This is a genomic window from Micromonospora maritima (genome assembly GCF_902825405.1).
Lineage (GTDB): Bacteria > Actinomycetota > Actinomycetes > Mycobacteriales > Micromonosporaceae > Micromonospora > Micromonospora maritima.
In genome coordinates, this window is sequence record NZ_CADEAU010000198.1 from 1 (window position 1) to 9,488 (window position 9,488).

Below are 9,488 nucleotides of genomic sequence, written 5' to 3' on the forward strand. Positions count from 1 at the left end.
CGGGCCCGCGCACGGGACCAGGTGGCCGCTCTCACCGAGCGGGAACGCGACGTGGCGGTGCGCGTCGGCCAGGGCCTGTCGAACGCCGAGATCGCCGCACCGCTCTGGCTGCTGGAACGGGGTGTGTGCGGGTGGCTCGCGGTCGGCCGGCGACTACGCGGCGGGATGCCCTACGCGGGCCGCCGGCTGCGGGTGGCGGCCCACTCCACCCGGGCGTTGCGCCGGCGCTCGGCCCGGCGAGGGCCGGACGAGCTGGTGCTCTGGGTGGGCAGCGCGGCCGTGCGGCCGGAACACGAGGCGGGGGCCCGTCCTGTCGCCGGAGCGACCGGAGGGACCCCCGCCTGACGGGAGACGCCGTCAGGAACGCGCCTGGTGGGCGCTCTCCCGCACGTCCTGCGCGGCGCTGCGGCCGTCGTCCTTGACCGCCTGGGCGGCGTCCTGCGCGGTCGACCGCACCGACTCGGCGGCGTGCTGCGCCGGCTCGCGCAGCTCCTCCTTGAGTTCCCCGGCGACCTCGCCGAGCTTCTCCTTGACCACGCCGCCGTGCTCGGCGGCCTTCTCCTTGACCTGCGCGGCGAGCTGCTGCTCCCGGCGCGTGGCCGGGATCAGCGAGGAGACCAGCATGCCCACGCCGAAGGCGATCACGCCGGCGGCGATCGGGTTGCCCTCGGACTTCTGCCGCACCACGTGGGGCGCGCGGTGCGCGGCGTCGCTCACCGCGGAGGCGGCGGAATGGGCCTTGTCACCCACCGTGGACGCCGCCGAGGAGGCGTGGTCGCCCACCGAGTGCGCGGCGTGGCCGGTGCTGTGGCCGAGATCGGAAGCGGTTCCCATCACCTTGTCCTTCACGTTCGTCAGCGCGCTGCGGACGCGCTGCTTGCGGTCGTCGACGATGCGGCTCGGGCTGACCTTGTACGCCAGGGCGTCCACGTCCGAGCTGAGGCTGTTGCGGGTGGCTTCGATCTCCCGGCGGATCTGGTCGGGATCGGTGCTCATCGGGTGACTCCCTCCGGGTGCGGCTTGAGTGCGTCGGGGATGCGCTGCACGCTGTCGTTGGTCTGCTTCAGGCCGCGGATGCGCTCGGCGTTCTGCTTGGCCTTCGAGTAGAGGACGGCGGCGACCACGGCCCAGATCACGGCCACGATCAGCGCGGCCAGCCCTGAGTCCATGACGTTGTCGAGGAACTGCCAGATCGCGATGGAGACGAAGAGCGCCACCATGTAGCCGCCGAAGCCGGCGCCGCCGAAGAGACCGGCGGCCTTGCCCGCCTTCTTTCCCTCCTGGCGGATCTCGGCCTTGGCCAGCTCGACCTCCTGACGCATGAGCGTGGAGAGGTCGGTGGTGACCTCCCGCATCAGCTCACCGATCGAGCTGCTCCGCACCTCGTCGGCGTGGTGCGGCGCGCCCGTCGCCTGGTAGCCGGGGTCCTGCGTCGGCACGGTCATGCCGTTGCCTCCCTTCTGCCGGTCCGGCCGCTCACGGCCGGGTGACGCCGCTGGACGGGACGCCCGGCAGCGGGTCGGTCCGGCTCGGCGGGGGCAGCGGCTGCCCGGTGCCGCCCTCCGGGTCGGCCCAGGTGTTCGGCGCGCCGCCACCCGGGTAGGCCGCGCCCGGCGCCGAGTAGCCCGGGTCCGGCTCGGCGTAGGTGCCGGGGGTCGGGTCGAGGTAGCCGCCCGGCGGGGTCTGGGCCGGCACGGTCGGCGTGGTGGGGAGGACCGCGGTGCGCTCCGGGTCGTACGCCTGCCGCACGCCACCGTCGTCGTTGCCGACCGCGGCGATGTTGCGGGTGAGCCGGCCGGCGACCACGCCGAGCAGTGCGGCGCCGACCAGGAACGTGCCCGGGTTGCGGCGGGCGTAGCCCTTCACCTCGTTGAGCAGGTCGCCCGGCTCACGCTGCTCCAGCCAGCCGGCCACGCCGTGCACCCGCTCGGCCGCCTGGTGGGCCAGCTCGGTGACCGGGCCGGAGCCGCCACCCTGCTGCGCCATCGAGCGCATCTCGTCGGCCAGCGATCGCAGGCCGCTGGCGGCCCGCTGCTGCTGCTGACCGGCCTGCGTGGTGACCTGGTTGCGGGCCTCGCCGTAGAGGTCGCGGGCCTGCCGCCTGGCCTCGCCCACCACCTCCCGACCCTGCTCCTTGGCGGTCTGCGCGACCGCGCCACCGGCGCTCGCGGCGTCGGAGCCGACCTGGCGGGCCTGGTCGCGCACGCCGCCGCCGTTCGTGGACTCGTACGTGGCGGACGTGGGGGAAAGATCGTGAGTCATGGTGTCCCTTCCGCTCGTGCGTTCTCAGCGGTTGTGTTCGGGGGGTCACGCGAATTGGTTTCCGCGTGACAATTGCCCTACCCCCGGTCGTCGGGTCCATGCCTGATTCGTCATTTCTCTGCCGAACCGGCCCGCCCCGGTCACAGAATGGGGTGCCTGCCCGCCCGGGCGGCGTGGGCTCCACGGGGGTGACAGGGATGGCACGTGACGTGCGCGGACGTCCGTCGGCCCGGCCGGCGGTGCAGAAGGTGGCGCTCGCCGCCGCAGCCGTCTTCACGCTGATCGGCGTGCTCGGATTCGTTCCCGGCGTCACCACCCACTACGGCGACCTGACGTTCGCCGGGCACCACTCCGAGGCGAAGTTGCTCGGGCTGTTCCAGGTGTCGGTGCTGCACAACCTGCTGCACCTGCTGTTCGGTCTGGTCGGCCTGGTGCTGGCCCGGCGGCTGCCCGGGGCGCGGGTGTTCCTGGCCGGCGGCGGCGCGCTCTACCTGGTGCTGTGGTTGTACGGCTTCGCCATCGACCGGGACACGTCGGTGAACCTCCTCCCGGTCAACGACGCCGACAACTGGCTGCATCTGTTCCTCGGCTTCGGCATGCTCGCCTCGGGCCTGCTGCTGAACAACGACAGAGGCACCGGCAGCCGGCTGGACACTCCGATCGACCGGCCCTGACCAGGCGTGACACGCCGGGACGGCGTTTGTCGGGGTGGGCGGCGGGGCAGGAGGCCAACACGGGCGGTGGGCCCGGCGGGACGAGGAGGTCCGGCGATGCCACGGTGGTTACGGAACAACGCGCTCTCGGCCGCCATGTTCGGCGCGTTCCTGGTCTTCCTGCTGCTGCAGAGCGTCTTCGGCTGGCAGGTGCACAACGAGGAGCTGAGCCGGTACGGCGTCGCGCCGCTGAGCTGGTGGGCGTACCTGGGCACCGGGCACTTCGCCGAGGCGGTGTTCGAGAACTGGGAGTCGGAGTTCCTCCAGATGGGCGGCTACGTGCTGCTCACCGCGTACCTGGTGCAGCGGGGCTCGGCCGAGTCGAAGCCCGAGGGGCAGACGGACCGGCCGGAGGACCGCCGCGACCACGCCGGCCCCGACTCGCCGTGGCCGGTCCGGGTCGGCGGACTGCCGCTGGTGGTCTACCGCAACAGCCTCTCCGTCGCGCTGCTGATGATCTTCGCCGGGTCGTTCCTGGGCCACCTCGTCGGCGGCGTGGCCGCCTACAACCAGGAACAGGCGCTGGAGAGCGGCGCCGCCCCGATCACCGCCTGGCAGTTCCTCGGCACCAGCGACTTCTGGTTCCAGTCCATGCAGAACTGGCAGAGCGAGTTCCTGGCGGTGGGCGTGCTGATCGTGCTCAGCATCGTGCTCCGGCAGCACGCGAGCCCCGAGTCCAAGCCGGTCACCGCGGCGCACGCCGAGACCAGCGCCTGACCGCGCCGGTCAGGCGGCGACCGGGAGCTGCTTGGCGAAGCAGACGCTGTACGGGTTGTCGACGTACTCGCCGTAGACCGGCACGGGCCGGTAGCCGCTGGAACGGTAGAGCGCGATCGCGGCCGGCAGGTAGGTGCCCGTCTCCAGGCACACGGTGCGGTGCCCCTGCCGGAACGCCAACTCCTCCAGCGCGCCCAGCAACTGCCGGGCGATGCCCCGCCCCCGGTACGCCGGCCGCACGTACATCCGCTTCAGCTCGCCGGTGTCGGCGTCGAGCGCCTGGAGGCCGCCGCACCCGACCGCCCGGCCACCGACCACCGCGGCGAGGTAGCGGATGTCGCCGTGCACGACGGTGACCTGCCCGTCCAACCCGCCGTCGGCGTCGCGCAGCTCACGCTGCTGGGCGACGACGAGCGCGGCGATCTCCGGATCGGTGGCGGGCCGGGATTCGATCAGCATCCCGTCACGGTAGGGCGGGCGGATTTCGCGGAGGTTTCCGGCCACCGACCCCGAGGCGGCTACTCGGAGTCCGGTTCCGCAGGTGCGGGCGCCGCCTCGATCTCGTCCTCCGGCCGTACCCGGCGGGCCTTGCGGGCGGCCAGGCGGTCGGAGGCCGAGGGGCGGTTGGACTTCTCCTCCAGCCGCACGTCGGTGCCCCGGTTGCCGGGAACGAAGTCGGCGCCGGCGTACAGCGTCGGCTGCCAGTCGAACTCCCGCTCGCCGATGCGCACCAGGTCACCGGCCTGCGCGCCGGCCTTGGCCAGCTTCTCCTCCACGCCGAGGCGGGCCAGCCGGTCGGCCAGGTAGCCCACGGCCTCGTCGTTGTCGAAGTTGGTCTGCTTGACCCAGCGCTCCGGGCGGCTGCCCCGGACCGTGTACGAGCCGTCCGCCTCGGCCTCGATCGTGAAGCCGGCGTCGTCGACCGCCTTCGGGCGGATCACGATCCGGGTCGGCTCGGCCGGCGGGGCCGCGCGGCGGCCCTCCTCCACCAGCTCGGCCATCGCGTACGTCAGCTCGCGCAGCCCCTCACGGGTCGCGGTGGAGACGTCGAAGACCCGGAAGCCGCGGGCCTCCAGATCGGGGCGGACGATGTCGGCGAGGTCCTTGCCGTCCGGCACGTCGACCTTGTTCAGCGCGACCAGCCGGGGCCGGTCGGCGAGCCCGCCGTACTGGGACAGCTCGGACTCGATGGCGTCGATGTCGGCGAGCGGGTCGCGGCCGGGCTCCAGCGTCGCCGTGTCGACCACGTGCACCAGCACCGCGCAGCGCTCGACGTGGCGGAGGAACTCCAGGCCCAGGCCCTTGCCGGTGGCCGCGCCCGGGATCAGGCCGGGCACGTCGGCGACGGTGAACGTGTGGTTGTCCACCCGCACCACGCCCAGGTTCGGCACCAGCGTGGTGAACGGGTAGTCGGCGATCTTGGGCTTGGCCGCGGAGATCACCGAGATCAGCGAGGACTTGCCGGCCGAGGGGAACCCGACCAGGCCGACGTCGGCGACGCTCTTCAGCTCCAGCACCACGTCGAGCTTGTCGCCGGGCTCACCCAGCTCGGCGAAGCCGGGCGCCTTGCGGCGGGCGTTGGCCAGCGAGGCGTTGCCCCGCCCGCCCCGCCCGCCCCGGGCCGCCTCGAAGGTGGTGCCCACCCCGACCAGGTCGGCCAGCACCTCGCCGTCGAGGCTCTGCACCACGGTGCCGTTCGGCACCTTGATGACCAGGTCGCGGCCGTTGGCGCCGTCCCGGTTCGAGCCGGCCCCGCCCTTGCCGTTCTCGGCCTTCAGGTGCGGCCGGAAGTGGAAGTCGAGCAGCGTGGTGACCTGCGCGTCGACCACCAGCGACACGCTGCCGCCGTGGCCGCCGTTGCCGCCGTCCGGGCCGCCGAAGGGCTTGAACTTCTCCCGGTGGATCGAGACACAGCCGTGCCCGCCGTCGCCGGCCTGCATGTGCAGGACGACCCGGTCAACGAACGTCGTCACGACGCCAATCCTTCCAGCGGGGTCCGCCCCGCACGTGGAAAAGCGAAGCGGGCCGGGACCCGAGGTCCGCGGCCCGCTTCGCTTTCGAACTACTGCTGCGGCACGATGCTGACGGTCTTGCGACCGCGCTTGGTGCCGAACTGCACGGAGCCGGCGGCCAGCGCGAACAGCGTGTCGTCGCCGCCACGGCCGACCAGGTCACCGGGGTGGAACTTGGTGCCACGCTGACGGATGAGGATCTCACCCGCGCTGACGACCTGACCGCCGAAGCGCTTCACGCCGAGCCGCTGGGCCGCGGAGTCACGGCCGTTACGCGAGCTGGACGCACCCTTTTTGTGAGCCATTGGAGGACGACCTACTTCCCGCTGTTGGAGATGCCGGTCACCTTGATCTGGGTCAGCGGCTGCCGGTGACCCTGACGCTTGTGGTAGCCGGTCTTGTTCTTGAACTTGTGGATCCGGATCTTCGGGCCCTTGGTGTGCGCGGCGATCTCGCCGGACACCGCGACCTTGGCGAGCTTCGCCGCGTCGGTCACCAGGTCGTCACCGTCGACGAGGAGCACCGCGGTGAGCTTCACCGCGTCGCCGGGGGCACCGGCGAGCTTCTCGACCTCGATCACGTCGCCCTCGGCGACCTTGTACTGCTTGCCGCCGGTCTTGACGATCGCGTACATCGGAGGCGGACTCCCTGTCGTTGAGGCTGCTGGCGTCTTCACCGACCGTCACCGGCCGGTCGTTCCCACGGCGTCTCGCCGGGAGCCGTGACACCGGCGGCGCGGGCACGCGGGAACTCGGCACACCAAAGTGCGCCGCAGGCAAGCGTACGCCATACCCGGCCCGCCGCCCAAACCGGGCCCGCCGATCAGGCCGGGCAGAGCTGGTCGAGGCGCTCCTGGAGCCTGTCGAACTCCGTCTCGTCGATCGCCCGCACGTCCGTGCCGAGCCCGCCCACCTCGGTGGCCAGGTCCGCCAGCAGGGTCCGCAGCCGCGGGTCGGCGGCCCGTCCCGACTGCTCCCGCAGCACGTCCCGCCAACCCACCAGCGCGGCCTCCGCGTCCCGTTCGGCCGCGTCCGCCCGATTCCGGTCGCCGGCGCCGCCCGCCCGCAGCATCTCCGCCAGCTTGAACACGTACGTCTGCACCGCCGCGGAGCCGGCCTGCTTCGCCCGGGCACAGACGCCGGCGTCGCCGCTGGCGGTCGGGGCCGGAGCGGGCGAGGTGGCGGCCGGGGCCGGCGAGGCGAAGCCGACCGCGAAGGGGTCGTCCCTCCGGTCGGCGCAGCCCGCACCCGCCAGCAGCAGTCCGGTCAGCGCGGTGACCGCGAACACCCGACGCATGGGTCCTCCCTCCGGGGCGCGCCGGCCCGACCGGGGGTCGACGGGGAAACGGCAGGGCCCCTGCTCGGCACTCTGTTGCCGGAGCAGGGGCCCTGTCAAACGCCACGCAGGTCAGCGGCTCACGGCCGGGTACGCCGCCGGGCGCCGCCCCGACGGGACCGCCGCCGCGAGGTGCCGCCCTCGGCGCCCTCGTCGTCGTTCTCCCCGTCGCCGATCGCGTCCGGGTCGTCGGCCGCGGCCAGTCGGGCCGAGTCGCCCTCCTGGCTGTCCGCCACCGCCGGGGCGGCCGGCGTGTCCGTCTCGAACCGGGACAGGTCGTAGCCCTGGGTGTCGTAGTAGTCGTCGTCGGGGGACTCGACCACCTCGGCCACGGTCCGCTCCGCCCCGGCCGGGATGGCCGGCGGCTCGGCGGCCGGCGGCTCCGGCGCGGCCTCCCCGGCGGGCTTCTCCGCGGCGGCCTTGCGGCCCCGGCGGCGGCCCTTCTCCTCGGCCGGCGCGGTGCCGACGGCCGAGGCGACCGCCTTGACCTTGTCCGCCGCGCCACCGGCGCGCGGCTTCTCCGGCACCGGCTCGGTGTGGACGATCACGCCCCGGCCCTTGCAGCACTCGCAGGTCTCGCTGAACGCCTCCAGCAGGCCCGCGCCGATCCGCTTCCGGGTCATCTGGACCAGACCGAGGGAGGTGATCTCGGTGACCTGGTGCTTGGTGCGGTCCCGACCGAGACACTCGGTGAGCCGGCGCAGCACCAGCTCCCGGTTCGACTCCAGGACCATGTCGATGAAGTCGATCACCACGATGCCGCCGAGGTCGCGCAGCCGCAGCTGGCGCACGATCTCCTCGGCCGCCTCCAGGTTGTTGCGGGTGACCGTCTCCTCCAGGTTGCCGCCGGAGCCGGTGTACTTGCCGGTGTTGACGTCGACGACAGTCATCGCCTCGGTCCGGTCGATCACCAGCGAGCCGCCGGAGGGAAGGAACACCTTCCGGTCCAGGCCCTTGAGGATCTGCTCGTCGATCCGGTACTCGGCGAACACGTCGGTCACCCCGGCGTGCCGGCGCAGCCGCGCGACCAGGTCCGGCGACACGTGCGACAGGTACGACTCGACCACGTCGTAGGCGGACTCGCCCTCGATCACCAGTTCGCGGAAGTCCTCGTTGAAGAGGTCCCGGACCACCCGGATGACCAGGTCCGGCTCCTCGTAGAGCAGCACCGGGGCACCGCCGGAGGCCGCCTTGGCCTGGATGTCCTCCCACTGCGCCTGGAGGCGCTTGACGTCGCGGGCCAGCTCGTCCTCGCTGGCGCCCTCGGCCGCGGTCCGCACGATCACCCCGGCGCCGTCCGGCACCAGCTTCTTCAGCACGTCCCGCAGTCGCTTGCGCTCGGTGTCCGGCAGCTTGCGGCTGATCCCGGAGGCGTTGCCGTTGGGCACGTAGACCAGGTGCCGGCCGGAGAGCGCGACATGGCTGGTCAGCCGAGCGCCCTTGTGCCCGATCGGGTCCTTGGTGACCTGCACCAGCACCGGGTCGCCGGAGCGCAGCGCCTGCTCGATCGACCGGGCCCGGCCCTCCAGCCCGGTGGCGTCCCAGTTGACCTCGCCGGCGTACAGGACGGCGTTACGGCCGCGCCCGATGTCGACGAAGGCCGCCTCCATGCTGGGCAGGACGTTCTGCACCTTGCCCAGGTAGACGTTGCCGGCCATGGTGCCGGACGAGTTGCGGGTGACGTAGTGCTCGACCAGCACGCCGTCCTCGAGCACCGCGATCTGGGTGCGGTCGCCGCGCTGACGCACGACCATGGTCCGGTCGACCGCCTCGCGGCGGGCGAGGAACTCCGACTCGCTCAGGATCGGCGGCCGGGTACGCCGCTGCTCCCGGCCGTCGCGCCGGCGCTGCCGCTTGGCCTCCAGGCGGGTCGAGCCGGAGACGCCCTGCACCTCGTCGACCGCCTTGCGCGGCTCACGGATCTTGACGACGGTGGGCACGCCGTCCTCGGTGGCGGTCTCCGCCTCCCCGGCGCCCCGACGGCGACGGCGACGGCGGCGACGGGTCATCCCCTCGCCCTCCGCCTCCTCGTCCTCGGCGGTCTCCTCGGCCTCGGCGTCGGTCGTCTCCGCCGCGGCGGGCTCCTCGACGTCCTCGTCCTCGGACTCCTCGGCGCCACCCTTGCCCCGGCCCCGGCCGCGCCGGCCCCGACGGCGACGGCGACGCGCCGCGGCGGTCTCGTCGTCCTCGTCGAGTTCCTCGGCCTCGGCGGCCTCCTCCTCGGCGGCCTCGACCTCGGCCTCGGCCTCCACCGGCTCGGCCTCCCGACGGCCGCGCCGCCGGCGCCGGCCGGTCTCGGCCGGCTCCTCCACCGGCTCCTCGGCCACCGGGTACGTGACCCGGACGGCGGGCACCTCGTCGGGCTGTGGGGGCATGAACAGGACGGTCGGCGCGCTGAGCGCGGCCCGGCGACGGCGGCCGGTGGTCGGCCGCTCCTCGGCCGGCTCCT

11 protein-coding genes and 1 pseudogene are annotated in these 9,488 nt (G+C 73.3%); 3 read left to right on the forward strand and 9 right to left on the reverse strand.

Translation table 11 applies throughout. From position 1 onward, the window contains the following. Nucleotides 1-345: pseudogene (locus HUW36_RS34100) on the forward strand (hypothetical protein); the annotation flags it as partial. A gap of 12 nt (nucleotides 346-357) precedes the next feature. Here HUW36_RS34100 and HUW36_RS18085 read toward each other — a convergent pair. From HUW36_RS18085 to HUW36_RS18095, 3 genes are read right to left on the reverse strand one after another with little or no spacing between them, the layout of a single operon-like run. Further along, nucleotides 358-996, reverse strand: a complete 639-nt coding sequence (locus HUW36_RS18085; RefSeq protein ID WP_174529254.1) for a DUF3618 domain-containing protein — start codon at nucleotides 994-996, stop codon at nucleotides 358-360. Further along, nucleotides 993-1,445 (reverse strand): phage holin family protein, encoded by a 453-nt coding sequence (locus tag HUW36_RS18090; protein WP_174529255.1) that lies wholly within the window; start codon nucleotides 1,443-1,445, stop codon nucleotides 993-995. The genes HUW36_RS18085 and HUW36_RS18090 overlap by 4 nt, the downstream gene beginning before the upstream one ends. A gap of 31 nt (nucleotides 1,446-1,476) precedes the next feature. Then, entirely contained in the window at nucleotides 1,477-2,262 is a 786-nt protein-coding gene (locus tag HUW36_RS18095; RefSeq protein WP_174529256.1) for a hypothetical protein, read from the reverse strand. A gap of 197 nt (nucleotides 2,263-2,459) precedes the next feature. On the opposite strand from HUW36_RS18095, the gene HUW36_RS18100 reads away from it, so the two are divergent. Both HUW36_RS18100 and HUW36_RS18105 read left to right on the forward strand, forming a co-directional pair. After that, nucleotides 2,460-2,936: a DUF4383 domain-containing protein gene (locus HUW36_RS18100; RefSeq protein WP_174529257.1), complete on the forward strand. Its 477-nt coding sequence runs from the start codon at nucleotides 2,460-2,462 to the stop codon at nucleotides 2,934-2,936. Nucleotides 2,937-3,032: 96 nt separating this feature from the next. Then, the gene (locus tag HUW36_RS18105; protein ID WP_174529258.1) at nucleotides 3,033-3,692 is read left to right on the forward strand and encodes a DUF6766 family protein; all 660 of its coding nucleotides are present in this window, start codon (nucleotides 3,033-3,035) and stop codon (nucleotides 3,690-3,692) included. Between the two features lie 9 nt (nucleotides 3,693-3,701). Here HUW36_RS18105 and HUW36_RS18110 read toward each other — a convergent pair whose 3' ends face one another. The 6 genes from HUW36_RS18110 to HUW36_RS18135 form a co-directional block, all read right to left on the reverse strand. Next, complete coding sequence (locus HUW36_RS18110) at nucleotides 3,702-4,151, reverse strand: GNAT family N-acetyltransferase (protein WP_099164008.1); 450 nt, start codon at nucleotides 4,149-4,151, stop codon at nucleotides 3,702-3,704. A gap of 59 nt (nucleotides 4,152-4,210) precedes the next feature. Then, nucleotides 4,211-5,665, reverse strand: a complete 1,455-nt coding sequence (gene obgE / locus HUW36_RS18115; RefSeq protein ID WP_174529259.1) for a GTPase ObgE — start codon at nucleotides 5,663-5,665, stop codon at nucleotides 4,211-4,213. Nucleotides 5,666-5,754: 89 nt separating this feature from the next. Beyond that, nucleotides 5,755-6,009: a 50S ribosomal protein L27 gene (gene rpmA / locus HUW36_RS18120; protein ID WP_013288010.1), complete on the reverse strand. Its 255-nt coding sequence runs from the start codon at nucleotides 6,007-6,009 to the stop codon at nucleotides 5,755-5,757. 11 nt (nucleotides 6,010-6,020) lie between these two features. After that, nucleotides 6,021-6,338: a 50S ribosomal protein L21 gene (gene rplU, locus HUW36_RS18125; protein ID WP_099164006.1), complete on the reverse strand. Its 318-nt coding sequence runs from the start codon at nucleotides 6,336-6,338 to the stop codon at nucleotides 6,021-6,023. Between the two features lie 188 nt (nucleotides 6,339-6,526). Continuing rightward, complete coding sequence (locus HUW36_RS18130) at nucleotides 6,527-7,000, reverse strand: hypothetical protein (protein ID WP_174529260.1); 474 nt, start codon at nucleotides 6,998-7,000, stop codon at nucleotides 6,527-6,529. 119 nt (nucleotides 7,001-7,119) lie between these two features. Continuing rightward, a partial coding sequence (locus tag HUW36_RS18135) for an Rne/Rng family ribonuclease (protein WP_174529261.1) occupies nucleotides 7,120-9,488 on the reverse strand: 2,369 nt, incomplete at its 5' end.

Excerpts from the sequence above, each read along its gene's own strand:
- HUW36_RS18085 (WP_174529254.1), bottom strand. The coding sequence starts at position 996 with ATGAGCACCGATCCCGACCAGATCCGCCGGGAGATCGAAGCCACCCGC.
- HUW36_RS18090 (WP_174529255.1), bottom strand. The coding sequence starts at position 1,445 with ATGACCGTGCCGACGCAGGACCCCGGCTACCAGGCGACGGGCGCGCCG.
- HUW36_RS18095 (WP_174529256.1), bottom strand. The coding sequence starts at position 2,262 with ATGACTCACGATCTTTCCCCCACGTCCGCCACGTACGAGTCCACGAAC.
- HUW36_RS18100 (WP_174529257.1), top strand. The coding sequence starts at position 2,460 with ATGGCACGTGACGTGCGCGGACGTCCGTCGGCCCGGCCGGCGGTGCAG.
- HUW36_RS18105 (WP_174529258.1), top strand. The coding sequence starts at position 3,033 with ATGCCACGGTGGTTACGGAACAACGCGCTCTCGGCCGCCATGTTCGGC.
- HUW36_RS18110 (WP_099164008.1), bottom strand. The coding sequence starts at position 4,151 with ATGCTGATCGAATCCCGGCCCGCCACCGATCCGGAGATCGCCGCGCTC.
- rpmA (WP_013288010.1), bottom strand. The coding sequence starts at position 6,009 with ATGGCTCACAAAAAGGGTGCGTCCAGCTCGCGTAACGGCCGTGACTCC.
- rplU (WP_099164006.1), bottom strand. The coding sequence starts at position 6,338 with ATGTACGCGATCGTCAAGACCGGCGGCAAGCAGTACAAGGTCGCCGAG.
- HUW36_RS18130 (WP_174529260.1), bottom strand. The coding sequence starts at position 7,000 with ATGCGTCGGGTGTTCGCGGTCACCGCGCTGACCGGACTGCTGCTGGCG.